We start from the raw sequence: 25,373 nt of genomic DNA, 5'->3' as shown, positions 1-25,373 counted from the left end.
TCCGACCGGGAAGGGCTCTTATCGGTGGATTGAGCGGCTTTGCAGGGCTTTCCTGCGGTTTGTCATCTTCCTGATACACGAGTCTGATTTTGGAAGACCAGACGAAGAACGATGGGACACGAGCGGAAAGGCTTGTGACAGACATGATGGAACCCCGGCGCTTCCGCACCCTCTTCATTTCCGATGTGCATCTCGGCTCGAAGGCCGCCAAGGCGGATTTCCTGTTGGATTTCCTGAAATACCATGAGGCAGACACGATCTACCTCGTTGGCGATATCATCGACGGCTGGCGCCTGAAGCGCAGCTGGTACTGGCCGCAGGTCTGCAATGACGTCGTCCAAAAACTCTTGCGCAAGGCACGCAAGGGTACGCGCGTCGTCTATATTCCCGGCAATCACGACGAATTCCTGCGCGCCTTTCCGGGCACGCATTTCGGCGGCATCGAAGTCGTCGACCGCATCATCCACGACGGCGCCGACGGCAAGAAGTATCTGATCCTGCACGGCGATGAATTCGACGTAGTCGTACGCAATGCCCGGCTGCTCGCCTATCTCGGCGATTGGGCCTACGATATGGCGATCCGCATCAATATCGTGCTGGCTGCCGTGCGCCGCCGCCTCGGCATGCCCTATTGGTCGTTTTCGGCCTGGGCAAAGCTGCAGGTGAAACATGCCGTCAACTTCATCGGCGAATTCCAGCGCGTGGTTGCCGAAGAAGCCCGCAAGAGCGGTGCCGATGGCGTCATCTGCGGCCATATCCATCACGCCGTGATCGAGGATATGGACGGTGTCCGTTACATCAACACCGGCGACTGGGTCGAAAGCTGCACGGCAATCGTCGAGCATGAGGACGGCCGGTTCGAACTCATTACCTGGCGTGCGCTGACCAGCAACGTGCCGGCCCTGACCTCTGTCGAATTGCTTGAAGAGGGCGATCTCGCCCCGCAGGCTGCCTGAATAATGTGTGCGTACCGCACCGGCCTGGCCGGTGCATCATGAATTTAGCCGTTGCCGTCAGGCGACAGGCCCAATTAATTTTTTAAATCGTTTCGAGTTATGTCCGAAACGTTACAGGCGGGCTATTTCTCGCCATAGTCGTGTCGGATTGGATGTGTTAGGCAACGGTCAGTTTCCTTCAGGTCCATCATGATTCCCGCACAAAATCCCTCGACGGGTGAGGGAGCGCCGCCGCGCTTCCGGCAGCTTAGCGCGCTGTGCTACAGCGCGCCGCTGCTGGTCAACGGCATCGTTCTGCCCTTCTTCCCCGTCTGGCTTGCAGACCACCAGTTCAGTGACCACCAGATCGGCACGATTCTGGCCGTACCCATGGTGGTGCGCGTTCTCGTGGCCCCGATCGTGGCGGTCTTTGCCGACCGCATGCAGGAGAGGGCGCATGTGCTCCTTTGGTCGGGCATCCTCTCGCTGCTGACCGCCATAGCGCTTTACTGGACCACGAATTTTTGGCCGGTGCTGATCGTCTTTGCGCTGCAGGGCGCGACCTTCGCTCCTTATGTGCCGGTCGTCGAATCGATTGTCATTTCGGGGGTGCGCCGCTGGGGGCTCGATTATGGCTCCATGCGCGTCTGGGGCTCGGTTGCCTTCATTGTTTCCACTTTGATCGGCGGCGAACTGGTCGGCAAATGGGGCGGCGCCATGGTGCTGCCGGTGATGATCTTCGGCTTCACGCTGACAATCGTCATGGCGGTTTTCTGTCCGCGCATCGGGCCGACACGGCGGCGCGGCCAGCCGATCAATCTCCCGGCGACGACGGGCAGCGGCCTGCGCGAGCCGCATCTGCTGCTTCTGCTGCTCGGCGTTTCCATACAGCAGGCAAGCCATGCGCTGCTCAACGCCTTCTCCTCGATCTATTGGCACCAGCTCGGTTTTTCGGGCACAGCGGTCGGCCTGCTCTGGAGCGCCGGCGTCGCCTCCGAGGTGACGGTGTTCTTCCTGTCGCGGCGGCTCAACCGTCGCTTCAATGCCTGGACGCTGATCCGCTTCGGCTGCGCCGTCAGCATCTGCCGCTGGGTGTTCTTCCCGATGGAAACGAGCTTCATCGGCTTCTTCATGCTGCAATGCCTGCACGGTTTTACCTATGCCTTCGTGCATACCGGCGTGCAGCGGCGCATCGTTGCGACGGTACAGGAGACGCAGGAAGCCTCGGCCCAGGGTGCCTATTTCTTCTATATCGGCATGGCCTCCGGCCTGATGACGATCGCCTCAGGCTACATCTATTCCGCGCTCGGCCTCGACAGCTTTTATGTCATGGCCTGTGTCGCGGCCTTCGGGCTCGCCCTTGTCATCATCGCCTATTATCTTCAGCCCCAAAGGCTGGCGTCAGGCGGGAATACGAGGGAGCCGGCATAATTCAGACCGGGCTCGCGGTCGCGGGCCAACAGCAGCGGGCCGTCGAGATCGACGAAATCGGCGTCCTGCGCCAGAAGCACGGCGGGCGCCATCGCAAGCGAGGTGCCGACCATGCAGCCGATCATGATGGAGAAGCCGAGCCGCTGGGCTTCCTCCTTCATTTCCAGGGCTTCCGTCAGGCCGCCGGTCTTATCCAGCTTGATGTTGATCGCGTCATAGCGGTCGGCAAGGCTTGCGAGGTCGCCGGTGTGATGGACGCTTTCATCGGCGCAGACGAGCACATGGCGAGCGATCTCGGCCAGCATGTCGTCACGGCCGGCCGGCAGCGGCTGCTCCACCAGCGCGATATTGGCTTCGGCAGCGATACGAAGATGATGTTCAAGCCTGTCTTCCGGCCAGCCTTCATTGGCATCGAGGATGATGGCGGAATCGGGCGCGGCGGCGCGCACTGCCAAAATGCGGCTTTCGTCATCGCCAGTTCCGACCTTGACCTTCAGAAGCGGGCGCTGGGCATGTTCACGCGCCTGGGCTGCCATGACATCGGGTTCTCCGAGCGAGATCGTATAGGCTGTCGTCAGGGACTTCAGCTTGCGCAGATCGAGCCGGTCGGCAACGCTCCGGCCTGACAGTTTGGCTTCGAGATCCCACAGCGCGCAATCGACGGCATTGCGGGCCGCGCCCGGCGGCATGGCATGCAACAGTGCGGCCCGGGAGATGCCATCCTCGATCAGTGGGCGGGCCGCTTCGATCTGCGCCATCACGCTTTCCGTCGTCTCGCCATAGCGGCGATAGGGCACACATTCGCCCCATCCTTTGGCACCTGATTCTGTCAGCGTGCAGGTGATCACCTCTGCGGAGGTCTTTGCCCCGCGCGAGATGGTGAAAGTTCCCGCAATCGGGAATGAATTCATCTGGATATCAAGATTGCGCGGCATATTTGCTCTCCTGCGAGCATGGAAATTGCGCGTTGCTTCTGTATATTAACGCGCCGGGCGGCGAATATCACGTTCGCGAGTCGGGACTGTCGCTGCAAGCATTGAAAGACACAAGTATTTTGAAGTCCGAGAAACGCAACGCCGCCTCGCTGCATGTGGACGACCGAGCCGAGGGCTCGGGCCAGCATGTGCATCTCGAAGGCAATTGGCGCAGCGCCAACCTCCATCTCGTCCTGCAGGATTTCGACAAGCTCGCACGCAGCAATAGCGGCGACCTGACACTCGATCTTTCCAATGTCACCGATATCGACACGGCCGGCATCTGGTTGCTTTGCCGGCTAAAGAAACAACAGGAAGAAGCGGGGCGGACGGTCCGTTTCGAAGGCACGAACCAGCATATCGACGAGCTGATCGCCACCTTCTCCAAGGAGCCTGATAAGCAGGAGTCCGAGCAGAAGGAAAAGGGTTCGCTCATGGAGCGCGTCTTCGCGCCGATCGGCCGGATGACCTTTGATGTCTGGGACAATCTGGCCGCCGCCATGTACATCCTCGGATCGGCGGTGCGCGGTGCGCAGATGAAGTTCGGCCGGGGCAGCGGCGTGTCGCCCGCTTCGATCGTCAACCAGATCGACCATATGGGTGTGCGGGCCGTTCCGATCATCCTGCTGATGTCCTTCCTGATCGGCGCGATCATTGCGCAGCAGGGCGCCTTCCAGCTTCGCTATTTCGGCGCGGAAATCTTCGTCGTCGACCTTGTCGGCATCCTGCAGCTTCGTGAAATCGGCGTGCTTCTGACCGCGATCATGATCGCCGGCCGCTCGGGCAGTGCCATCACCGCCGAAATCGGCTCCATGAAGATGCGCGAGGAAGTCGACGCGCTGAAGGTGATGGGCCTCAACCCGATCGGCGTGCTGATCTTCCCGCGGCTGGTGGCGCTCACTGTTGCGCTGCCGCTTCTGACCGTGATTGCCAACTTTGCTTCGCTGGCGGGTGCCGCTGCCGTCGCCTATCTTTATTCGGGCATTACATTCGCCACCTTCCTGTCGCGCCTGCATGAGGCCGTAACGCTTTCGACCATATTGGCCGGCATGATCAAGGCGCCGTTCATGGCGCTCGTCATCGGCATCGTCGCGGCGGTCGAAGGCCTGAAGGTCGGCGGCAGCGCCGAATCGCTCGGCCAGCATGTGACCGCCTCCGTCGTGAAGGCGATTTTCGTCGTCATCCTGATGGACGGACTTTTTGCGATGTTCTATGCAGCGATCGATTTCTGACATGGCGGACAACGTGGATCAGCAACCGATCGAAGAGACCAGGAACGGTGATCGCGACATCGTGCTTTCAGCGCGTGACGTCACTGTCGGTTTTGGCTCCAAGGTCGTGCTCGACAAGCTCAACCTCGATATCTACCGCGGCGAGATCCTCGGCTTCGTCGGCGCTTCCGGCACCGGCAAATCGGTGCTGATGCGCACCGTTCTGCGCCTGCTGCCGCGCCGTTCCGGCACCATCAAGATTCTTGGCCAGGATTTCGACGAGCTCAACGAGCAGGAACGCAATGCGCTCGACATGCGTCTCGGCGTGCTCTTCCAGCAGGGCGCGCTCTTCTCCTCGCTGACGGTCAAGGAGAATATCCAGGTGCCGATGCGTGAATATCTGGACCTGCCGAGTTCGCTGATGGATGAGCTCGCGCATCTGAAGATCCGCATGGTGGGGCTCGCGGCCGATGCGGCCGACAAATATCCTTCCGAGCTTTCAGGCGGCATGATCAAGCGCGCGGCACTTGCCCGCGCGCTGGCGCTCGACCCGGAACTCGTCTTCCTCGACGAGCCGACGTCAGGCCTCGATCCCATCGGGGCTGCGGAATTCGACGAGCTGATCGCCAATCTGCGCGATAGCCTGGGGTTAACAGTCTATATGGTGACCCACGACCTCGACAGCCTGTTCTCGGTCTGCGACCGTATTGCCGTGCTTGGAAAGAAGCGGGTAATGGTGGAAGGAACGATCGACGACATGCTGGCCTACGACGATCCGTGGGTTCAGGCCTACTTCAAGGGCAAGCGCGCGCGTTCGATCGTGCCGCAGGACGACGCGCCGGCGGCCCGGGCGCAGCATGACAGCGGGAAGTGACCGGAGACGATGGAAACCAAAGCCAATTACACGATCGTCGGCTTTTTCACCGTTCTGGTGATCGCGGCCGCATTCGGTTTCGTCTACTGGATGGCCGAATATGGCCGCAGCGGGCCGATGGCCGAGCTGATCGTGCGCATCCCGGGCTCAGCCAACGGCCTCAGCGTCGGTTCGCCTGTCCGGTTCAACGGCATTCAGGTCGGCTCGGTGCAGACGCTCTCGATCGATGCCGACGACCCGCAATATTCGCTGGCCTTTACCGAAGTTCGCTCGGATGCGCCGATCTATCCCTCCACCAAGGCAGCGCTTGAAATCCAGGGCCTGACGGGTGCGGCCTATATCGAGCTTTCCGGCGGCCGCAAGGAAGACAAGAACATTCTCCAGCAGGCGCTGGAAAGCGGCAAACGCGCCGTCATCGTCGCCGACCAGTCGAGCGTCACCAACCTGCTCGCAACTGCCGACAAGATCCTTGACCGTGCCAATGATGCCGTTGGCGATGTGCAGGGCTTCGTGCGCGATGCGCGCGGACCGCTGACCAAGACCCTGCAGAATGCCGAAACCTTCTCGGATGCGCTGGCCAAGAATTCCGGCAATATCGACAGCTTCCTGCAGAGTGTAGGCGATCTCTCCAATACGGTGCGCAATGTCTCGGGCCGTGTCGATTCGACGCTTGCGGCCGTCGAGGATCTGGTGAAGGCGGTCGACGCGAAGAAGATCAACACGATCCTCAGCAATGCCGAGAAGGTGAGCCGAGACATAGCCGACGCCTCCGGCGGTCTGAAGGGGCTTGTCGACAAGGTCGACCAGACGGTGACGACCTACAATGAATTCGGCAAAAAGGCACAGGTCACACTCGATCGTGTCGATACACTGGTCGCCGCCATCGACACCAACAAGATAAAGGGTTCGGTCGACGATATCGCCCAGGCGACGAAGGATGCACGCGCTGCCGTCGCCTCGATCCGCGATGTCACCAACACCGTGGCGGACCGGAAGAAGGATATCGACCAGACGATCCAGGATGTTCAGCAGATGGCAAACAAGCTGAACTCGGCTTCGACCCGTGTCGACGGCATCCTCATCAAGGTCGATGCTCTGCTCGGCTCCGACAATACCAATTCGCTCTTTACCGAGGCGCGCGCGACGCTCGAATCCTTCAAGAAGGTTGCCGACAGCGTCAATGCGCGCATCGGGCCGATCGCCGACAACCTGCAGCGCTTCTCGGGCAGCGGGCTCAGCGACGTCCAGACGCTGGTCAATGAGTTGCGCGGCACGGCGAACAATCTCAACAATGCCATCAGCAATTTCGACCAGAATCCGCAGCGGATCATCTTCGGCGGACCGACGGTCAAGCAATATGACGGGCGCACACGGCGCTAGAGCAATTTCGGTCGGGAATTGCGGGAAAGAAAACAGAGGTCAGGGGTAGCGTAATATGGGTCTATCGCATGTGATGTCGCGCCGTTCCTGGATCCGCGGAACGGCGATTATTTTGCCGCTGACGGCAGCCCTTCTCGCAGGCTGCGGAACGACGGCAAAGAACGACACCTATGATCTCTCGGCAGCCTCAGTCGATGGCAGCGGTCCGTCGGCCAAAAACAAGCAGATCCTGATTGCCGACCCGACTGCGCTCAAGGCGCTGAACAGCGACCAGATCGTCATCCGCGTTTCGCCCTCGGAAATCCAGTATCTGTCACGCTCGCAGTGGAGCGATACGCTGCCGCGCATGGTGCAGGCAAAGCTCGTCGAAGCCTTCGAGAATTCCGGCAAGCTCGGCGGCGTCGGCAAGCCGGGGCAGGGACTGGCGATCGACTATCAGGTCGTGAGCGACATCAGATCTTTCGAAATCGATGCTTCCTCCGGCAACAAGGCCGTCGTGGAGATCTCCGTGAAGATCCTCAACGACCGCAACGGTACAGTGCGCGCCCAGCAGGTCTTCCGCGCGACGGCGGCTGCCGGCGGTGACAATGCGGGCTTCGTGAAGGGGCTCGATCGAGCGTTTACGGCAGTGACCGACCAGATCGTCGGCTGGACGCTGAAGTCGATCTAAGGCATCTCATTTCAATGAAAAGGCCCGAAACCGCCATACGGTTTCGGGCCTTTTGTTTCTAGCGTATCGCGACCGCTTATTTCGTCGGCTGGGCATCCGTCATCGTCGGCGTGCCGCCCGTTGCCGAGGCTGTCGCCGTGGACGCTGAAGGCAGGTAGCTGTCGAGCAGGCCGGCCATCTTGTCGTCGCGCAGGCTGGCGGTCTTTTCGCCCATGACGACGCCGACGACGCGGCGGCCATCCTTGGCGGCCGAGGTCACAACGTTGTAGCCGGATGCATCCGTGAAGCCGGTCTTGATGCCGTCGACGCCGTTGTAGCGGTACATGAGGTTGTTGTGGCCGCGCAGCTTCATGCCGCGGAACTGGAAGCCGCGCATGGAGAAGAGCTTGAACTCGTCGGGGAAGTCGCGCATCAGCGAAACGCCAAGTGTGGCCATATCGCGCGCGGTGGTCACCTGTTCCGGATCCGGCAGGCCCGACGGGTTCTTGAAGACAGTGTCCTTCATGCCGAGCTGACGGGCCTTTTCCGTCATCAGTGTGCCGAAGGCCTGTTCGGAGCCGCCCAGCTGTTCGGCGAGCGCCACAGCGGAATCATTGGCCGAGAGAACGACGATGCTTTCGACAGCCTCCTTGACCGTGACCTTGCGGCCGGCGCCGACGGCAAGCTTGAACGGCTCCTTGCTCTCGGCATTTTCCGACATGGTGATCTTCTGATCCCAGGTCAGGCGTTTGTCATGCAGCGCCTGGAAGGTGAGATAGAGCGTCATCATCTTCGTCAGCGATGCCGGATAATTCAGATCGTCCTGATTGGACGCTTCGAGAACCTGGCCGGTCTGCACATCCACCAGAAAACTTGCCTGGCCGGCTTCGGCCTGAATGAACGCGCCCAGAAGAAATGCTGAGGATAGGGCGGCGGCTATCAGCCGGGAGGTCGTCTTGGTCATCAATGTCTACGGTCTCTGTCGTGGCAAGCAAGTGGCTTGGCTATGGTCTGGCTGGGCCTTATGCCCGTTGCTGCATGCGGATCAGGGATGTTTGTGACGGAATGAAGGAGCCGGGGCAATAAAAAAGGGTCATCCACAGATGACCCTTTTTGTCTCACCATGTCAGGTTTTGCCCGGCAACTCAGCTCAACCGGCCTGCGGCGTGGGCAAGCATCGTATAGACCTTGCCGGTATCCGAAGTCAGATACGACTGCGTGACCGTGCGGTTCGGATCGGTGCGGGCGACGTCGGCGAGCAGCTTTTCGAAATCACCGATGTAGCGATCGACGGCGGTGCGGAATTCCGGCTCGCGGTCGTACTTGCGCTTGATCTCGTCGAAGGTCTGCTGGCCCTTCAGCGTGTAGAGACGACGGGTGAAGACGTCGCGCTCGCCGCGCTGGTAGCGGCGCCACAGATCGACCGAGGCATCGTGATCAATGGCGCGGGCGATATCGACCGAAAGCGAGTTCAGCGATTCAACGACATGGCGCGGGTTGCGCGCATCATTGGCACGCTGGGCGGGAGCAGGGGCCGGAGCAGCAGCTTCCGCTGCCGGGCGGGCCGGCGCACGCGGCGCTTCTTCGGCCTCGTCACGCGAGGCTCCACGCAGGAGATCGCTGATCCAGCCGCCACTGGTGGGTTCCGTCCGCGGCGCTTGCTGGCGAACCTGCGGAGCAGGTGCCGGCTGGGGAGCCTGGGCAACCGGGCGCTGCGGCGCGGGCGCAGAAGCCGGGGTGGGCGCAATGGCGCCGCGCAGGCCCATGGATTCGATCGACTGGCGGGCTGTCGGTGCCGGCTGCGGGGCCGGGGCCGTTGGGATCACCGGCTGGGTGACGCGAGGCGCAGGTTCTGCCTGGGCAAGCGTGCGGGCGACCGGCTCGGAGATTTCCAGACGCTGGCTGGAGCGGCCAACGATCTGCGAAATATCCTGCAGGGCCTTGATCTGCTCGGCAACAGCGCGGCGCATGGCGGACGCGCTTTCCTTGGCTTCTTCCGGCAGGTCGAACGCGCCGCGCTTCAGTTCAGCGCGGGTCGTGTCGAGTTCGTTGCGGATATCGGCTGCTGAGCGGCGGATCTCTTCCGTTGCACCCGAGAAGCGGCCGACCGCTTCATCGATCGCATCGCGAAGCGATTCACGCAGGTTCTGCGCCGCATGATCGGAGGCGCGCCCGGCTTCGCCGAGCATGCGCTCGACTTCCGACAGCGAAGCCGTCAGCCCGCCACGCAGGCGGTTGGTGAGGTCGCCCGAACGGCGCTCGACATTGGCAAAGCTGGTGTCGATCGTGGCATTGGCTTCCTCGCCGGCGCGATTGATGGCTTCGCGCATGTTGGACGCTGCCTCTTCGGCGCGCTTCTCGGTGTCCGAAAGCACGCGGCCGATATCGGCAAACGAGGCCTGCACGCTCTGACGCAGCGTACCGGTAACCTGATTGGAACGCTGCTCGGCGCGCTCGAATACCGTTTCGATCATGCCGCCGAGGCCGCGCATGGTCTTTTCGATCTCGCCAGAACGCTGCACGAGGCCAGCTGCCAGCGTCTGCAGGGCGGTCTCGCGTTCTTCGAGCGTCGAGACGAGACCGGACTGGGCGGCAGCAAGAAGATGCGAGGCCTGTCCCAGAACCTTCGAATGGTCGTCGAAGCGGCCGATGATGCTGCCGACCTGCGCGAGCGTCTGGCCCGAAATATCCGACAGGCGGTCGACCTTGCCTTCGAGAAGGCGGGTCGATGCGGAGACCATTTCGGCAGCCTTGGCGGCAGAGTCCGTAAAGCGCGTGGTCGTATCGCCGAGGCGGCTGTCGACGCCGCTCAGCTGATCGGCCGCCCGCGTCATCATGACAGACATGGCGGCGCTGCTTTCCGACAGGCGCTGAACGAGACCGTTGACGTTGTTCGTCAGGCTGTTCTCGATGGCGGCGACGGCATTGGCGACGTTTTCCGCGCGGGTGGCAACGGCTTCGGTGAGGGCTTCATTTTCCGCACGCAGGCGCTCGGCGCTCAGGCTTGCTGCCGCGGTGATGCGAGCTGCAGCTTCCTGACCGGCGTCCGTGTAGCGGTCGATGATCGGACGCGCCGTCTCATCCAGGATGCGCGACAGCTCGGTGGAGCGGCCGGCAAGCATGGAGTTCAGGTCGCGGCTGCGCTCGTCGAGCGTTGAGCGGATCGAGTTGCCGCGTGCTTCCAGCGCCTTGTCGATATCGGTGAGCGTGGTGTCGATTTCGCGGGCACGCTGCTCCAGGCTGGAGCGAATGATGCTGCTGCGGGCCTCAAGCGCACGGTCGACCTCGGCCATGCTGGATGTGATCTGGCTGCCGGCATCCGTCAGCGTCGAGCGGATCGAGTTGCCGTGCGCGGCCAGCGTCTGGCCGGCATCGGCCAGCGCGTGGTTGATGGCGCTGACCTGGCTGCTGACGATGTTTTCGGCCTCCGCCACCTTGCTGACGATGACGTTGCCGGCCTCGGAGAAGGTCTGAGCAACGGCGGCAGCCTGGCCGGCGAGGCGGCTCTGTGCCTCGGCGACGCGATTGACGATCTGCGAGGAACGCTCGTCCATGGCTTCGGCGAACTGCTGGCCGGTGCGGCTGAGCAGCTCGGAGGACTTGGTGGCTTCGCCATCCATGCCTTCGGCAGCTTCGGCGACAGCGTTGCGCAGGCTTGCGGCAAGACCAGCTGCCTTGCCTTCGATCGTGCGGTTGACGGCATCGAGACCGACGGTCAGAGCGCGGTCCATGGTGGAGAGACGCTCTTCGATGCGCGCAGTGCCGCGATCCATCATGTCGCCCAAAGCCGAGGTCCGGCCGTCGATCGACTGGGCCATATTTGCACTGCTGCTGTCGAGCGTTTCGGCAAGATGTGCCCGGCGGCTGTCCAGAGCCTGGGTGAGGTTGGCACTGTGGCTGTCGAGAGCATGCGTAAGGTTGGCGCTGCTGTTGTCGAGGGCCTGGGTGAGGTTGGCGCTGCCGGCTTGCAGTGCATCCGTCAGGCTGGCGGCGCGGCCGTCGAAAGCATCCTTCAGGCTGGCGCCGCGGCTGTCGAGCGCCTGGGTCAGGTTTGCGGCGCTGGTGCCGAGCGTTGCGGCGATGCGCTGGGCTGCGTCGTCGCCGATCGAGCCCAGACGGGAGACGCCGTCATCCAGGAGGCCGGAGATCTGGTTGCCCGCAGCATCGACCTTGTCGGCGAGCCCGCCGACGCCATCGGCAATGCGGGTCTCGATGGCAGCAAGGCTGGCCTCGACACGGGCGCCGGTTTCGGTGAAGCGGCCCGTCAGGTTGTCGACGGAATGGTCGAGATGCCCGGAGAAATCGGCGGCCGAACGCGAGATCGTGTTCGCAGCTTCCTGGAAGCGGCCGGCGATCTGGCCGGCGCCTTCGCGCATGCGATCCTCGAGCGCCTGGGCGCTGCCGTCGATGGCCTGGCGGATAGCAGCTTCGCGATCCTCCAGCGACATCTCGAGCATGCTGATGCTCGTGGCAACCGAGGTACCGATCGAGGTCGCCTGTTCGGAGAGCGTGTCGTTGATGAGGTTATGGGCCTCGCTCAGCGTCAGCGTGATGGCATTCGTGCGGTCGTCGAGCGTGGCGCGGATACGATCATGCGCGGCGGCAAGACCGCCTTCGACATTGCTTGCGGCATCGTTGGCAAGGGCGGCCATACGCTGCTGGGCGTCGGTCAGGCCATCCTCGATGCGGCCCGTCATGCTGCCGATAATACCTTCCATGCGGACACTGCCGGCATCGAGGGCTTCGGACAGGGTCGACGTATGCTCGGCGAGCGCCGTTTCCAGGCGTGCCTGGTTATCCGTATACGCGGCGCGGATCGCTTCCGTGCGGTCGGCAAAGGCGCCGGCAACACGCTCTTCGGCATTCGCAACGGTATCCATGATGGAGTTGCTGCGGTTTTCGAGCGCAGACTCGAAGCGGCTCTGGCCGTCGTCGAGCGAAATGGCGAGCGCCATCGTCTTCTCGTCCAGCGTATCGGACAAGCGGTCGGCGCTGTTCGTGACGGCATTGACGATGGATTCGGCGCGATTGGCGAGCGCCTCCTCGATGCGGAGCTGGCTTTCGCCGAGCGTTGCGGCGATCCGTTCATGCGTGCCGGCGGCTGCATTGGCGAAAGCGTCGGCGCCCGTTGTCAGCGTATCTTCCAGGCGGCTGTGGCTTTCGTTCAGCGAGATTGCAAGCGCCATGGCCTTTTCGTCGAGCGTTTCGGCGAGGCGGTCATGGGTGCCAGAGACGGCATTGATCAGCGCTTCCGAACGCGTCGACAGCGTATCCTCGATGCGCGACTGCGTTTCGTTCAGCGCAATGCCGAGCGCCATGGCCCGCTCGTCGAGGGTCTCGGCGAGGCGGTCATGCGTGCCGGAGACGGCATTGATCAGCGCTTCCGAACGCGTCGACAGCGTGTCTTCGATGCGCGACTGCGTTTCGTTCAACGCAATGCCGAGCGCCATGGCCCGCTCGTCGAGGGTCTCGGCGAGGCGGTCATGCGTGCCGGAGACGGCATTGATCAGAGCTTCCGAACGCGTCGACAACGTGTCTTCGATGCGCGACTGCGTTTCGTTCAGCGAAATGCCGAGCGCCATAGCCCGCTCGTCGAGGGTTTCGGCGAGGCGGTCATGCGTGCTGGAAACGGAGCTGAGCAATGCCTCCGAACGGGTCGCCAGCGTATCATCGATACGGGCCTGACCTTCGTTCAGCGAGATGGCAAGCGCCATCGCCTTTTCGTCGAGCGTTTCGGAAAGGCGCTCATGGGTGCCGGAGACAGCCTCGATAATGGCTTCCGAGCGGGTCGCCAGCGTATCCTCGATACGGGCCTGGCCTTCGTTCAGCGAAATGGCAAGCGCCATCGCCTTTTCATCGAGCGTTTCGGCAAGGCGCTCATGGGTGCCGGAAACGGCGTTGATGAGCGATTCAGAATGGGTCGAGAGCGTGTCTTCGATGCGCGACTGCGTCTCGTTCAGCGAGATCGCCAGCGCCATCGCCTTCTCGTCAAGGGTTTCGGCGAGGCGGTCATGGGTGCCCGAGACAGTATTTATAATGGCTTCGGAACGGCTCGAAAGCGCCTCGTCGAAGCGGCTGTGGTGGTCTGCAAGGGCGCCGATCAGCGCTCCGCCGCGTTCGGCCATCACGCTGTCGAGGTTGGTATGCGCGGTCTTCAGCGCGCCGGTGATTTCGGCGGCGCGGGCGGCGAGAACGCCGCTCAGCTCTTCGGCGCGGCCGCTGAATGCACCGGTCACCTTTTCGGTGCCGCTGTTGACGGCAGTGGTGATGTCTGTCGTGGTCGTCTGCAGCGTGTCGCGGAATTCGGCTGCCCGGGCGGCGAGATTGTTCTGCAAGTCGGACGTGCCGGCTGCCAGCGCCAGCGAAATCTCTGACGTGGCGTTGCTCAGCGCCGAGCCGAGTTCGCCGGTGCGGTTCGTCAGCGCCGAGGTGATCTCGTCTGCACGGCTGGAAAGGGTGCTGTCCAGCACTTCCTGACCGGTTGCCAAGGCCGTCGCCAGCGCCAGCGACTGTTCGGTCATGGACGTGCCAAGGCGCTCGATATTGCTATTGAGGATGCCTTCGATGGAATCCGCGTTGCCGGACAGCGTCTCGTTGATGCGGGTGAGGCTTTCGATGAGCTTGGTATCGAGCGAGCCGGAACGCTTGTCGAAGGCATCGGTGAATTCGGCGACGCGTTCGTCGAAGGCTGTCGAAAGCTGGGCGACGGTCGTCTGCAGGCGCTCTTCGAAGAAGCCGGAGCGCACGTCGAGATCCATGACCGCATCGTCGGCGCTCGACTGCAGGCTTTGGCGGAAGCTCGCACCCTTTTCATCGAGAGCGGTGTTCAATCTGGAGAGCACGTCGTCGAGCGTGCCGGTGATCGTGCGTTCACCTGATGTCAGGCTCTGATTGATCTCGCGGGTGCGGGACACCAGAATTTCGTTGAGCTGCTGGGTGCGCTCCTGCAGGGCGGCATTCAGGCGCTCGGTGCTTGCATCCATCGTCGAGGCGCGCGTCTCGAACTGGGTGAGCAGGCGCTCACCATGTTCGTTGATCGTGCTGGTCAGCGCGTCCAGGCGATTGTCGAATTCATTGCCGATCGCAAGACCGGAGGCTGTCAATGTATGGAGCAGCGTATCGGTCTTGGCGGCAAGCAGCGTGCCAAGCGACTGGATGGCGCTGTCCGACTTCTCCATGATCGCAGCAGCGCGCGTATCGATCAGCGAGGCGAAAGCTTCGCCCGAGGTGGCAAGACGGATGGCAATCTCTTCCGTCGCCAGCGACAGTTCTTCCTTAAGCTGGTCGTGGACGCCGGCGATGGAAGAGCGGATGCGGTCGGCGTGATTGACGATCGCCTCACGCTCGGAGCCAAGTTCGTGGACGAGGCCGCGCACGCGCAGTTCGTTATCCGCATAGGAGCGCTCCAGCGCATTCACTTCGGAATGCACGAGCGTTTCGAGTTCGGAGGCGCGCGCGATGGTACGCTCGATGCCTTCGTTCATGGCGGAGACTTCACGGCGCACGGCCTGGCCGACCGTCATGATGCGTTCGGAAGCAATGGTTTCCGGCTCGGAGAGGCGCAGCGCCACTTCCGCCATCGAGCGGGCGGCGTTGCGCATGTCCTGGGCGCGCGAGATCATGATGGCAAAGGCATAGAACATCATGACCGGCACGATGATGCCGACAAGGCCGGCAATCACGCCCGGCAGGGCGGCAAGATCGGTCAGCGAGCGGATCTGCGAGATCTGCGGCGCATAGAGCATGAACATCAGCCCGAGGCCGATGACGACCCACAGGATCGAGACGAGAGCGGCCGTGCGCAGGGCAGAGCGGCTGGAGCCGTTTTCCAGCGACTTCAGAAGCGAGGCGGGTGAATTGCGGCTGGCATCGTTGGCCGGAGAGAAGGCGGGTGCCCGCGGAGCCTGCTGGTCGCCGGTTCGGGCGGCGCGGCCGCGGCGGCGCTGTGCTTCTTCCTGGGCCTGATTGCGGGCATTGGATGGGTCAGTCACATTAGCCTCCGGGGCGTGGGGCGCGTTACCGCGGCGAGACGGCACGTTTTCCTGGCCGAAATCAATCTGAAGCGCCTCGTCCAATGCCTTGAACGCTTTGTCCTCGATCGATTCATTGTATTTGTTATTCGCCATTCCGATACGCCTCACAATTCCCGGCAAGTCCGGCAGCGCATCCGGGCCATCGCCTTCGCCCGGAAAGAACCTTCGCCGTTCCAGCCTTCCATCCCAAGACGGACGGATAAGCATGTCATTTCAGAGTAGATAGCCGATTTTGCAAACGAAAGGTATCAAAACACTACCATTATCCACTCTGACGGCAAAGGCGCGCGGCAGGAGCCCGCCTCAACAGTATCGTAGTGACACATCTGGGTGCCTTACACAATTAATGAACCCTTGCGTTTCCATCGCTCTTAACCTGTTGTTAACACCTTTAAAATTTCGAAGCGGGCCAAAAGCCGATATTTTAGCGATATTTAAGGGACGTTAACCATATGGTTAGATTTCCACGCCGAATGTGCCGGAATTTAACGGGATCGCCATTCTCCGACCGCACAACAGTAGCAAGCGCGGGCAATACAAGACGGGAGAATTGGCAAATGGCAGCAGTGAGCATCGCTTTCGAAGCACCCGACAATTCCGCGGGGCCTTCGCCTTCCAAGATCCGGCCGATCGATCTTGTCCATCTCGCGCGCCAGACGATGGGCGACAAGACGGTGGAAATCGAAGTTCTCCAGATGTTTGCGCGCCAGGCGCGCGCCTGCCTGCAGGACATTGCCAGCGGCGAGTCCGCTAGGGTGGGTGCTGCAGCGCACCGCCTGAAGGGAGCGGCAAGTTCAGTCGGCGCCTTCCGGGTTTCGCAGTCAGCGGAAGCGGTGGAAGAGAACAATGGCGATGTCGCCGCGATGGCAGCACTCGGTGCGGCCGTTGTCGATGCCGAGAATTTCATTCTGAAACTCTGCCGCGGATAAGGCAGGACAGGTCAGCAAGAAGCTAGGCCCGCTGTTCCATTTGGGAACGGCGGGTCTTTTTGCGACTTCCTCGATGACGCATTGAGAATGGCGGAGCCTTGCCTGATCTGCGAGGTTTGCAGGCGAAACCGGCATGTTGACTGACGCGCCGAATTATCGGAAGAAAATCCGCCCATCTCCTATGAAAGACCGGAAATCATCCTGATGCCTAAACTTACCATCGTCGCCTTTGACGGAACGCGCTTCGACCTCGATGTCGATCAAGGCTCCACCGTGATGGAGAATGCGGTCCGCAATTCCGTGCCCGGCATCGAAGCCGAATGCGGCGGCGCCTGCGCCTGTGCGACCTGCCACGTCTATGTCGACGAGCAGTGGACCGAGGTCGTCGGCCCGCCGGAAGCGATGGAAGAGGATATGCTGGACTTCGCCTTTGACGTGCGTCCGACCTCGCGCCTTTCCTGTCAGATCAGGATGAAGGCCGCCTATGACGGGCTCACCGTGCACGTGCCGGAACGGCAGGCATAAATCCCCAAAATAGCGGCTTTTCCCAAAAAGAGAGCCTCGCACGCCGGAGGCGAGCGAGGCGAGGCGGGCGCATTACCTACGGATGAGGGAGGAACACCCGCGGCTTCGGAACGCGCCAGGAGAACACCGTCACGAAAGCCAGCTGCCTTACTGCACTTTCGAATATAGTCATATTACCGCGTTCCGGTTGAGTCCACCAGAATGAAAAATGATTGGTAAAAGCCTGGGAGTTCCACAAGCTTCGCACAAGTTTCATTGCGCAGCTAACGATCTGTTCTCGCCTTGAAGGCAAAAAGGGCTTATCTTTCGCCGCCTTTGCCCTTGAGTCGGTTGTTAAGCAGTCTCAGCATCCGATTCTGAAAATTGACCGCCTCGACGCGATCGAATCGGGCTTGCAACTTATCGTGCTCCTCTATCCCGCGAGCCGAAGCATCCGAGACGAGTTCCTGCATGGCTTCGCAGCTGCGCTGCGAAGGAAGCGCCTTGAGTTCGCGTTCCATGACGCGCGCCTGGGTGCGGGCTATCTCGGCATGGCGTTCCTCGTGGCGCCGGATATCGCTCGACAGCGCATCCCAGATCATCGACAGCTCGCGGCTGGCGCCCTTGCGGTTGTTCCAGCGCGGCATGATGATCTGTGTGTGGACGGTGACCTTGACGTTGCCGACGCGGCAACGGCCACCTTCCTGAATATAGGTCGCCTCGCCACCGAAACGGATCTTGGTGGCGCCGGGGTGGCGGGCGGAGGAGCCGTTCGCCGTCGGGCCGCGACGACTCAGCTCATCGTCCAGCTGGTCTGCCGTCTTCCCCTTGATATTGAAATAGGAATAGCTTTTCGTCGCAACGACTTCGGCTGCCGCGGGGCCGCAGAGGAAAAGGGCAATCACTGAAAAGGCGACGGGAAGGCGTATATAACGCAACGCAAGCGGCATTCTGAACTGAACCTGTGTTGAAGTTTGGCGGAGCTTGGGGCATAGCCACCACAAGCGCAATATCGGATAGCGGCCTTTTTTCGATAAAGCATGTCGCGCAAAACTGCGCGGCGGTCTTGCGATAACGACATACGTAAAACAAAGGCTTAAAGTGTGGCAAGCGGATCTGGATGATCGCAGACACGCTTTAGCGACGGGATTAGGCTGGTGAAGCAGCTCGACAGCAGTTTCTGGCGTGTGGCCCATGGCCGCGAGATCGAGCTCGGCAAGCGCTCGGTGATCATGGTTATCATCAACGTGACACCGGATTCCTTCTCCGACGGCGGGCGCTACGACACGGTCGACAGGGCTGTCGCATATGCGCTTCAGGCAGTTGCAGACGGCGCTGACATTCTCGATATCGGTGGTGAGTCGACGCGGCCGGACGCGGCCTCCGTCAGCCCGGCGGAGGAACAGGCGCGGGTACTGCCCGTTATCGAAGCGCTCAAAGGACGCACGCAAGCCCTGATTTCCATCGATACCTATCGCGCGGAAACGGCGCGGCGAGCCATCAGTGCCGGCGCCCATATCGTCAACGATGTCTTCGGCCTGCAGAGAGAACCCGAAATCGCCGCGCTGTCGGCTGAAACCGGGGCAGGGCTCTGCATCATGCATACCGGTCGCGACCGGCAGAAACTTGCCGATATCATCGAAGACCAGGTCTTCTTTCTCGAGCGCTCGCTCGAGATCGCTTCTGCAGCCGGCGTGCTGCGCGACCGGATCGTGCTCGATCCAGGCTTTGGGTTTGCCAAGGAGACGCCGGGCGAAAATCTGGAGCTGATGGCGCGTTTCGAAGAGCTGCACCGCTTCGGCCTGCCGCTTCTCGCCGGCACGTCGCGCAAACGGTTCCTCGGCGCCGTCACCGGCCGGGAGCCGGCGGAGCGCGATGCGGCAACGGCGGCGACGAGCGCGCTGTTGCGCATTCAGCGCGCGGCTGTTTTCCGCGTACACAATGTCGCAATCAACAGGGATGCGCTTGCCGTAGCCGATGCTATGCTGGCTGCCCGGAACGATATTTCCAAAGCGTGTCACGATCCATCAGATCCGCATGCCGCACTTTGAATCTCTGTTTTTTCACATGTCGTTACCGCAAAATCGATAGAGAATTTTGCGCGACATGTCTTAGGGGGAGGCCGTCATGAGTACCTATACGATCCTGATGCAGAATTGCGCCTTCTTCGCCCGGCATGGCGTCCATGCCGAAGAGGAATTCCTCGGCCAGCGTTTCTTCGTGGATGCAGAACTGGAAGTGGAAGCCGGCAGCGCGCTGGAAAACGATTCCATCGACGAGACGGTGCATTACGGAACCGCCTTTACCATCATCGAGGAGATCGTCGTTGGCCAGCGGCGCTACCTGATCGAAGCGCTGGCGTTCGATATAGCCAAGGGCCTCTGCAAGAAATTCCCGCAGATCATCAGGGCCAAGATCACGGTGCGCAAGCCGAATGCGCCGATCCCCGGCGTGCTCGATTTCGTGCAGGTGACTGTTGAGCACCGTGCCCGATAATCCATTCCGCCTCGCAACGCTCGGTCTCGGCGGCAATATCGGCGACCCGGTCAAGTCGATGGCGTCGGCGCTTGCGGTGCTGGACAGCCATCCGGACTGCCGCGTGGCTGCCGTCTCGCGGCTTTATCGCACGCCGCCCTGGGGCAAGACCGATCAATCCTATTTCTTCAATTCCTGCGCGGCGGTGGAAACGCGGCTTGCACCGGAAGCGCTGCTCGATCTCTGCCTGTCGATCGAACGGGAGATGAAGCGCGAACGCATCGAGCGCTGGGGGCCGCGCACGCTCGATATCGACGTGTTGACTTATGAAGGTATCGAGCAGGATGCGCCGCGGCTGGAACTGCCGCACCCGCGCATGACGGAGCGAGGCTTCGTGCTGATGCCGCTTGCGGATATCGCGCCCGAACTCGTAGTCAGGGGCAGGGCGGTTTCCGACTGGCTGGCCGGCGCCGACATCGCGGGTATCGAGATCGCAGACGAGAGCCGCGAGTGGTGGCACAAGACTTAAGGGGTCATCAAGTGCAGGCTGCGAAACTTGAACGGGCCCGTAAGCCTCGCCCATGCGTCAGAGACCGGTGAGGAATGCATCCGTTTCGGTGATCTCCACCTGCACCGAGAAGCGGCGGCCCAGCAGTTCGAGCGTGGCGTCATGCGTCTCGTCGGCGCTGCTGCAGACGGCATCCTTCAACAAGACGACGCGGTACCCGAGATCGATTGCGCCAAGTGCTGCAGCAAGCACGCAGATGTCGGTTTCGCCGCCGGTGATGACGATGGCCCGGACCTTTTCCTGCGCAAGCGTTTCGTGGAGCCGGCCGTCGACCCAGGGAGAGTAGGTTCGCTTGTTGAAGAAGCGGGCGGGCGGCGAGAAAGACTTCAGTTCGGCAACGATGTCCACGAGCGCCGGCAGCAGGTGCTCGCCCGTCATCATTGGCCATTTTTCGTAGTAAGTCCTCCACATGCCGGGCATGGCATCGGCACTCGGCGGAGGAACGAAGCGCGTGAAAATCGTTCGCTCCGCATACCGTGCGGAGAGTTCAACAATCTGCGGCGACACCGTCGCCATCCATGGCACATGCCAAGCTGTCTGTTCCGCGAACATCCTCTGCATGTCGATGCAGAGATGGATCCAGTTTTCGCGCATCGAACCTGCAGCTTCGAGCATTCAAGGCGAATTGATGCTGGGCAGGAAATCCTCGACCTGCTTGCGGTCGGCTGCTGAAAGCGGCTGCACCTGCTCCTGCCAGAAGCGTTCAGCCTCCGGGGGATCCTTCTCCCACTGGCGCACAGTGGTGATGTTGTCGTCGATCTTGGAGCGGCGGTGTCCGCCAAGGCGCAGATATTCCCTGGCGAGCTTCAGGCTCCTTGTTTCCGTATCCGTGTGGGTTGCGTTCATGGCCTTCGTCTCCATAGCTGGGCAGGAGCAAGCCTGCCGTTTACGAAGAACGGCGCGTGGCGGGAAATGATCCGATACCATCACGAAATATTAAGATGGGGAACGTGGCGGCGCCCGAGCGGTTGACCTAACGAGACGGCAGTCAAGCCGCTCTCGCAGACAATTACCGAAAGGAGAATTGATCATGGCAAACCAAGGCGGTTCACACGAACAGCACGTCAAGGCAGGTCAGCAGAGCCACAAGAATACCGGCTCGCAGCAGCAGGCTTCGTCGCGCGACAATCAATCCAGTTCGGGTACCCGCGGCGGCACGCATGAACAGCATGTGAAGGCCGGTCAGCAGAGCCACAAAAACACAAACTAAAACCTGACCGATACAGAAAGGAGCCCGCAGAAGCGGGCTTTTTTCATGTCTACTTTTGAGCGGAGCTCAGTGTCCGCCCACTGGAGTATCACTCATTCGGCTTTGCCCGGATAGTGGTTCTGCTTGAGCAGTTTCGCCAGATGAACCGTATTGCGCGCCAGCATGTCGACTGCCGTCGTGACCGTTTCAGGTACCTGCTTGAGATCGACGAAATTGGTGCTGCCCATGGCTTCGCCCACCCAGTAGGCCACAGCATTGGCCGATATGGTGAAGCCGACATCATTCAATGCCTGATAGAGTTCGGCCGAGACGTGATGGGCGCCATCCTCATTGCCGACAACGGCCACTGCCGCTACGCGGCCACAGGAGACCATACGGCCCTGATCGTCCGTCTCTTCAAGGAAGGCATCCATACGCTCCAAAGCGCGCTTGGCAACGCTGGAGGGTTGTCCCAGCCAGATCGGCGTGCCGAAAACGAGGATGTCGGCATCGAGAATCATCTTTCGGATATCGGGCCAGGCATCGCCAGGTCCCTCGTCGGACGCCACACCTGGAAGGATATTATGGTCAGCAAGGCGGATCGTTTCCGTCTCCACATCCTGTTTGCGCATCGCTTCGCCGATGAGGGCGAGCATGCGGTCGGTGGAGGAGGGCTCACCGCTGCTGGATTTCAGCGTGGCATTCAGGGCGAGAGCTTTCAGGGGCACGATCGATCTCCGGGTTGTTCGTCCGCACACAACCCGACCAAATGCTCATGGTTCCCCACGCCCAAAAAGCAAAAGCGGCGGAAACCCGCCGCTTCAGGAAAATCCGATCCGAATGAATTGCTTACTGGATCGAGCCGACAGCCATTTCATCCACCTGGCGGGTCAGTGTCAGGCCGATAACCGGGATCATCTGGCTTTCGACCTTGACCGAAACGGTGACATTCATGGTCTTGTCGTCCCGCACACGGGCAATCATCGCACCGTTCAGCTTGGAACGATTGATGCCGACGACGACGGTATCTGCGGTAACGGCGCCGGAAACAACGTCGAGGCCCTTGCCCTTGGCGCCGTCCAGGAACTTGCCCTTGTACGTGGAACCGGACTGGGAGATGACGGCTGTCATCGGCTGCTTGAAGACACCGACGCGGCAGGTGCCGTCGAGCTTGATGCCGGCAGCGGAATCATCGGCCGGCGAGCCGACGAGATTGCAGGTGAATTTCGTGCCCTTGTACTTGCCGGCAACGATTTCGCCCGGTCCCTTCCAGGTGCCGGCGATAGATTCGAAGAAGGCTTTGTCGCGGGTTGCGGCAGTGGCGTTGGAAGCGACATCTGCCACCGGAGACAATGCCGCGGCGGCCAGGCCGCATACAAAAAGAAACTTGCGCGAGTACATGGATTTTCCTTGGCAAACACCACTCGGGAACTGGTCCGAAGTTTTGCCGAAAAATGGTTAATCCTTTCTTTCCGAGGCGCCAAAATGCGTGGAAATACAGGGCTTTCGCTAGGCAAGGTTTCTGAGGCGGCGCGTGTAGCGCATTGAATCCGCTGGAATTTTCTGCAGGTTTGATAAGAAGGCCGGAATGTGTCGCAATCCAGCTTTTTCTTAAGGATTGCCGTTTCGCGTCGTCATCGACGGTGTCAAATCACCGATAAAGTCACCGATTCCCGGCCGCTTCAGCGCCCTGAAAGTCAGCGGGCGGCAGAGATCCATGGCGGCAATGCCGATGCGCGCCGTCATCAACCCGTTGATCACGCCTTCGCCGAGTCGCGCCGAGAGCTTCGAGGCAAGTCCATGACCCAGCACCTGCTGCACGAGACTGTCCCCGACGGCAATCGAACCGGTGACGGCAAGATGGGCAAGCACATCGCGCATCAATCTCAGCATGCCGAGCGTGCCGGGGCGACCACCGTACAGTTCGGCCATGGCGCGGATCAGGCGGGCGGCCTCATAGAGCACGTAGAGCAGATCGACGATAGCGCGCGGGCTGACGGCCGTGACGACAGAGACACGCTTGGAGGAATTGACGATCAGCGCGCGCGCCCGGCGGTCAAGGGGGCCAAGGAGTTCGCGCTCGGCAAGCGCAATCAGATGCGGAGCATCGATGACGTCGCTTTCGGTTTCCTTCAGCGTGGCGCGGCCCTTGGCAGTTTCCGGCTTGTTATCGAGCAGGCCCGTCAGGCGGGCGACGACGGCACGAGCCTTGGCGGGGCGGGTTTCGAGGATCGCGGCGTCTGCCTCGGCCTTGATGGTCTGCACCGCGGCAAGCCGCATCATGCCCGCCGTCTCCCTGACGACGACGGCGATAACGGCGAGGATGCCGATCGCGAGCACGGCAAGCGCCGTGTAACCCAGCCAGTCGGCACGGCTGAAGAGGTCGCGGATCAGTTGGTCGGTCCAGAGGCCGAAGGCAAGCGACAGGAGGATGCCGAAGGCGCCTGCGGCGATGCCGGCAAAGGAGGTGCGGCGCTTGCGCGGAGTCGCGACCGGCAGCGGGCTCAGACCCCGTTCCGGATTGAGGAAGGGATCCTCCTCATCCGGCGTCAGCACCACCTCGCCGGAAAAGCTTGCCGGCTTGCGGCGTTCCGCGCGGGGGGATTCGGGTGCTGCGTTTTCCTCCTCATAGGTGAAGGCGGCAGGGGCGCGACGCGGCGGATTGGGCTGGTCGATCGGCGGCTTGCTCATGCGAGGCGGTCTCCGAACAGGAACTGCATGGCGCGGTCAAGACGGATATGCGGCACGGAAAGCTTGATGCCGCCGCCGGTTTCCTCAAGCTGCGGGGGACGGAAGCGCACCACATTGACATCGGGTAGCTCGACCGTGCTGTCGCCGGCTTCGATGCGTTCGAACAGCGATTGCGGATCTTCCGGCAAGTCGCCTGGGAAGATCGCCGTCTTGCGCTCACCGTCAAAGATCTCGCCGGCGATCTTTTCACCAGTCATAGGCGTGCCGACAATGACGGGCAGGTCGTGGCCGTCGCGCCGCACGGTGGCTTCGCGCGTGGCGCGCACGGAGGCGAGTGCCATGACATCGATGCCGGCGCCGGCCATGCCGATGCGGTCGATGGCGCGATCGACGAGACGGCGCGTGAGTCGATCCAGCCGGTCGTGGCTCTCGTGGTGCAAGTGGTCGGCCTTGGTGGCGGCCACCAGAACGCGGTCGATGCGCCGGCCGAGCAGCGATGACAGGATGGAATTGGTGCCGGGGCGGAAACAGGCCAGCACATCGGTCAGCGCGCGTTCCAGATCCTGCACGGCTTCCGGACCGCGGTTCATCGCCTGGAGAGCGTCGACCAAAACGATCTGCCGGTCGAGCCTGGCGAAATGCTCACGGAAGAAGGGTTTGACGACCACGGACTTGTAGGCCTCGTATCGGCGCTCCATCATCGCCCAGAGTGAGCCATGCTTCGGCCGGCCTTCGGGCGGCAGGGCAAGCGGGGCGAAGGTCAGGGCAGGCGAGCCGTCGAGATCACCGGGCAGTAGGAAGCGGCCGGGAGGAAGGGTGGAGAGAGAACGCTCGTCCGCCTTGCAGGCCTTCAGATAGTCGGCAAAGCTCACTGCGAGGTCGCGGGCGACCATTTCGTCAGCGGGAGCATTGATGTCCGTCGCTCTCGTCAGACCCAGCCAGGCGCTCGACAGCTCGGCGCGGATGCCGGTTGCGGCAAGGGCGATGGTTTCCTCGCTGAACGTTCGGAAATCCTTGCCGAGCAGTGGCAGGTCGAGCAGCCATTCACCGGGATAGTCGACGATATCGATGGAAAGCCGGCCGGGGGAAAACATGCGCGTCCAGGAACTGGCGCTCTGATAATCGAGCGTGATGCGCAGCTCCGAGATCGCGCGGGTGGAATCCGGCCAGATGCGCTCCTTTACCAGCGCGCGGATATGATCCTCATACTGGAAGCGCGGCACGGCATCATCCGGCTGAGGCTCCAGACGCACCGCCGAAACGCGGCCGGACTGCACCGCTTCGAAGAGCGGCAGGCGGCCGCCATGCAGGAGATTATGGACCAGCGAGGAAATGAAGACGGTCTTGCCGGAGCGGGAAAGGCCGGTGACACCGAGCCGGATGGTCGGATTGACGAGACCGCTGGCGCGGTCCGCAAGATTATCCAACGCGATCAGCGCGTCGTCGGCAAAGGATGTCAGGCGTGGCGGCAAATCGGAATCCCTGGTGGCACTGCCTGCAATATAGGGAGGGGCCGCGGCCCGAAAAAGA

The 25,373-nt window shown here is 61.7% G+C and carries 21 protein-coding genes and 1 pseudogene; 12 read left to right on the top strand and 10 right to left on the bottom strand.

The features are described 5' to 3' along the window. The first annotated feature begins 143 nt into the window (after positions 1–143). Positions 144–956: a UDP-2,3-diacylglucosamine diphosphatase gene (locus tag FHT93_RS02650; protein ID WP_112547317.1), complete on the top strand. Its 813-nt coding sequence runs from the start codon at positions 144–146 to the stop codon at positions 954–956. Positions 957–1,145: 189 nt separating this feature from the next. Continuing rightward, positions 1,146–2,366: an MFS transporter gene (locus tag FHT93_RS02645; protein ID WP_029869149.1), complete on the top strand. Its 1,221-nt coding sequence runs from the start codon at positions 1,146–1,148 to the stop codon at positions 2,364–2,366. Here the strand turns inward: FHT93_RS02645 and dgcA are convergent. Continuing rightward, on the bottom strand, positions 2,318–3,301 hold the full coding sequence (gene dgcA, locus FHT93_RS02640; protein ID WP_112547315.1) for an N-acetyl-D-Glu racemase DgcA: 984 nt from the start codon (positions 3,299–3,301) through the stop codon (positions 2,318–2,320). The genes FHT93_RS02645 and dgcA overlap by 49 nt on opposite strands. 101 nt (positions 3,302–3,402) lie before the next feature. Here dgcA and FHT93_RS02635 point away from each other — a divergent pair, with 101 nt between their 5' ends. Genes FHT93_RS02635 through FHT93_RS02620 form a run of 4 tightly spaced genes read left to right on the top strand, consistent with a single transcriptional unit; the run spans position 3,403 to position 7,475 of the window. After that, entirely contained in the window at positions 3,403–4,572 is a 1,170-nt protein-coding gene (locus FHT93_RS02635) for an MlaE family lipid ABC transporter permease subunit (RefSeq protein ID WP_183847474.1), read from the top strand. Between the two features lies 1 nt (position 4,573). After that, positions 4,574–5,425 (top strand): ABC transporter ATP-binding protein, encoded by an 852-nt coding sequence (locus FHT93_RS02630; RefSeq protein ID WP_112968227.1) that lies wholly within the window; start codon positions 4,574–4,576, stop codon positions 5,423–5,425. Positions 5,426–5,434: 9 nt separating this feature from the next. Continuing rightward, positions 5,435–6,805 carry an MlaD family protein gene (locus tag FHT93_RS02625; RefSeq protein ID WP_112547313.1) on the top strand — a complete coding sequence of 457 codons (1,371 nt, stop codon included), beginning with the start codon at positions 5,435–5,437 and terminating at the stop codon, positions 6,803–6,805. A gap of 55 nt (positions 6,806–6,860) precedes the next feature. After that, entirely contained in the window at positions 6,861–7,475 is a 615-nt protein-coding gene (locus tag FHT93_RS02620; RefSeq protein ID WP_112547312.1) for an ABC-type transport auxiliary lipoprotein family protein, read from the top strand. A 76-nt stretch (positions 7,476–7,551) separates the two neighbouring features. On the opposite strand, the gene FHT93_RS02615 is transcribed toward FHT93_RS02620, so the two are convergent. Then, a complete protein-coding gene (locus FHT93_RS02615) occupies positions 7,552–8,418 on the bottom strand; it encodes a D-alanyl-D-alanine carboxypeptidase family protein (RefSeq protein ID WP_183846016.1) in 867 nt (288 codons plus the stop codon). Between the two features lie 181 nt (positions 8,419–8,599). Further along, on the bottom strand, positions 8,600–15,580 hold the full coding sequence (locus FHT93_RS02610; protein WP_183846015.1) for a hypothetical protein: 6,981 nt from the start codon (positions 15,578–15,580) through the stop codon (positions 8,600–8,602). Positions 15,581–16,044: 464 nt separating this feature from the next. Here FHT93_RS02610 and FHT93_RS02605 point away from each other — a divergent pair, with 464 nt between their 5' ends. Continuing rightward, a complete protein-coding gene (locus tag FHT93_RS02605; RefSeq protein WP_112547780.1) occupies positions 16,045–16,416 on the top strand; it encodes an Hpt domain-containing protein in 372 nt (123 codons plus the stop codon). Positions 16,417–16,620: 204 nt separating this feature from the next. Further along, the gene (locus FHT93_RS02600; protein ID WP_112547779.1) at positions 16,621–16,941 is read left to right on the top strand and encodes a 2Fe-2S iron-sulfur cluster-binding protein; all 321 of its coding nucleotides are present in this window, start codon (positions 16,621–16,623) and stop codon (positions 16,939–16,941) included. 299 nt (positions 16,942–17,240) lie between these two features. Here the strand turns inward: FHT93_RS02600 and FHT93_RS02595 are convergent, their stop codons facing one another. Continuing rightward, positions 17,241–17,870, bottom strand: a complete 630-nt coding sequence (locus tag FHT93_RS02595) for a DUF922 domain-containing protein (RefSeq protein WP_183847472.1) — start codon at positions 17,868–17,870, stop codon at positions 17,241–17,243. Between the two features lie 207 nt (positions 17,871–18,077). Here FHT93_RS02595 and folP point away from each other — a divergent pair, with 207 nt between their 5' ends. The 3 genes from folP to folK all read left to right on the top strand — a co-directional run bounded on the left by folP (position 18,078) and on the right by folK (position 19,924). Continuing rightward, positions 18,078–18,971, top strand: coding sequence for a dihydropteroate synthase (folP, locus tag FHT93_RS02590; RefSeq protein WP_183846014.1), 894 nt, complete (start codon positions 18,078–18,080; stop codon positions 18,969–18,971). Positions 18,972–19,047: 76 nt separating this feature from the next. Further along, positions 19,048–19,416 carry a dihydroneopterin aldolase gene (gene folB, locus FHT93_RS02585; protein WP_112547776.1) on the top strand — a complete coding sequence of 123 codons (369 nt, stop codon included), beginning with the start codon at positions 19,048–19,050 and terminating at the stop codon, positions 19,414–19,416. Next, the gene (folK, locus tag FHT93_RS02580; RefSeq protein WP_183847470.1) at positions 19,406–19,924 is read left to right on the top strand and encodes a 2-amino-4-hydroxy-6-hydroxymethyldihydropteridine diphosphokinase; all 519 of its coding nucleotides are present in this window, start codon (positions 19,406–19,408) and stop codon (positions 19,922–19,924) included. The genes folB and folK overlap by 11 nt, the downstream gene beginning before the upstream one ends. 57 nt (positions 19,925–19,981) lie before the next feature. Here the strand turns inward: folK and FHT93_RS02575 are convergent, their stop codons facing one another. After that, entirely contained in the window at positions 19,982–20,557 is a 576-nt protein-coding gene (locus FHT93_RS02575; protein WP_183846013.1) for an isochorismatase family cysteine hydrolase, read from the bottom strand. 21 nt (positions 20,558–20,578) lie between these two features. Next, positions 20,579–20,794 (bottom strand): annotated as a pseudogene (locus FHT93_RS02570) (hypothetical protein); the annotation flags it as partial. 199 nt (positions 20,795–20,993) lie between these two features. On the opposite strand from FHT93_RS02570, the gene FHT93_RS02565 reads away from it, so the two are divergent. After that, complete coding sequence (locus tag FHT93_RS02565) at positions 20,994–21,173, top strand: hypothetical protein (protein ID WP_112547775.1); 180 nt, start codon at positions 20,994–20,996, stop codon at positions 21,171–21,173. Positions 21,174–21,265: 92 nt separating this feature from the next. On the opposite strand, the gene FHT93_RS02560 is transcribed toward FHT93_RS02565, so the two are convergent. The 4 genes from FHT93_RS02560 to FHT93_RS02545 form a co-directional block, all read right to left on the bottom strand. Further along, positions 21,266–21,880 carry a flavodoxin family protein gene (locus tag FHT93_RS02560; protein WP_183846012.1) on the bottom strand — a complete coding sequence of 205 codons (615 nt, stop codon included), beginning with the start codon at positions 21,878–21,880 and terminating at the stop codon, positions 21,266–21,268. A gap of 121 nt (positions 21,881–22,001) precedes the next feature. Continuing rightward, positions 22,002–22,553: a hypothetical protein gene (locus FHT93_RS02555; protein ID WP_183846011.1), complete on the bottom strand. Its 552-nt coding sequence runs from the start codon at positions 22,551–22,553 to the stop codon at positions 22,002–22,004. Positions 22,554–22,763: 210 nt separating this feature from the next. Next, entirely contained in the window at positions 22,764–23,843 is a 1,080-nt protein-coding gene (locus tag FHT93_RS02550; protein WP_113206271.1) for a TIGR01620 family protein, read from the bottom strand. Continuing rightward, entirely contained in the window at positions 23,840–25,315 is a 1,476-nt protein-coding gene (locus tag FHT93_RS02545; RefSeq protein ID WP_112547771.1) for a YcjX family protein, read from the bottom strand. The genes FHT93_RS02550 and FHT93_RS02545 overlap by 4 nt, the downstream gene beginning before the upstream one ends. Positions 25,316–25,373: the final 58 nt, after the last annotated feature.

The sequence above is a fragment of the Rhizobium sp. BK379 genome (assembly GCF_014193955.1).
In the GTDB taxonomy this organism is placed as follows: Bacteria; Pseudomonadota; Alphaproteobacteria; order Rhizobiales; family Rhizobiaceae; genus Rhizobium.
The sequence above is the reverse complement of the archived record's forward strand: the minus strand, read 5'-3'. Positions and strand labels throughout refer to the sequence as shown.

Bases quoted from the DNA above. Each gene is read 5' to 3' on its own strand.
- FHT93_RS02615 (WP_183846016.1), bottom strand. From the start codon at position 8,418: ATGACCAAGACGACCTCCCGGCTGATAGCCGCCGCCCTATCCTCAGCA.
- FHT93_RS02630 (WP_112968227.1), top strand. From the start codon at position 4,574: ATGGCGGACAACGTGGATCAGCAACCGATCGAAGAGACCAGGAACGGT.
- FHT93_RS02555 (WP_183846011.1), bottom strand. From the start codon at position 22,553: ATGTACTCGCGCAAGTTTCTTTTTGTATGCGGCCTGGCCGCCGCGGCA.
- folB (WP_112547776.1), top strand. From the start codon at position 19,048: ATGAGTACCTATACGATCCTGATGCAGAATTGCGCCTTCTTCGCCCGG.
- FHT93_RS02620 (WP_112547312.1), top strand. From the start codon at position 6,861: ATGGGTCTATCGCATGTGATGTCGCGCCGTTCCTGGATCCGCGGAACG.
- FHT93_RS02650 (WP_112547317.1), top strand. From the start codon at position 144: ATGATGGAACCCCGGCGCTTCCGCACCCTCTTCATTTCCGATGTGCAT.
- FHT93_RS02605 (WP_112547780.1), top strand. From the start codon at position 16,045: ATGGCAGCAGTGAGCATCGCTTTCGAAGCACCCGACAATTCCGCGGGG.
- FHT93_RS02575 (WP_183846013.1), bottom strand. From the start codon at position 20,557: ATGCGCGAAAACTGGATCCATCTCTGCATCGACATGCAGAGGATGTTC.
- dgcA (WP_112547315.1), bottom strand. From the start codon at position 3,301: ATGCCGCGCAATCTTGATATCCAGATGAATTCATTCCCGATTGCGGGA.
- FHT93_RS02625 (WP_112547313.1), top strand. From the start codon at position 5,435: ATGGAAACCAAAGCCAATTACACGATCGTCGGCTTTTTCACCGTTCTG.
- FHT93_RS02565 (WP_112547775.1), top strand. From the start codon at position 20,994: ATGGCAAACCAAGGCGGTTCACACGAACAGCACGTCAAGGCAGGTCAG.
- FHT93_RS02595 (WP_183847472.1), bottom strand. From the start codon at position 17,870: ATGCCGCTTGCGTTGCGTTATATACGCCTTCCCGTCGCCTTTTCAGTG.
- FHT93_RS02645 (WP_029869149.1), top strand. From the start codon at position 1,146: ATGATTCCCGCACAAAATCCCTCGACGGGTGAGGGAGCGCCGCCGCGC.
- FHT93_RS02610 (WP_183846015.1), bottom strand. From the start codon at position 15,580: ATGGCGAATAACAAATACAATGAATCGATCGAGGACAAAGCGTTCAAG.
- FHT93_RS02600 (WP_112547779.1), top strand. From the start codon at position 16,621: ATGCCTAAACTTACCATCGTCGCCTTTGACGGAACGCGCTTCGACCTC.
- FHT93_RS02550 (WP_113206271.1), bottom strand. From the start codon at position 23,843: ATGAGCAAGCCGCCGATCGACCAGCCCAATCCGCCGCGTCGCGCCCCT.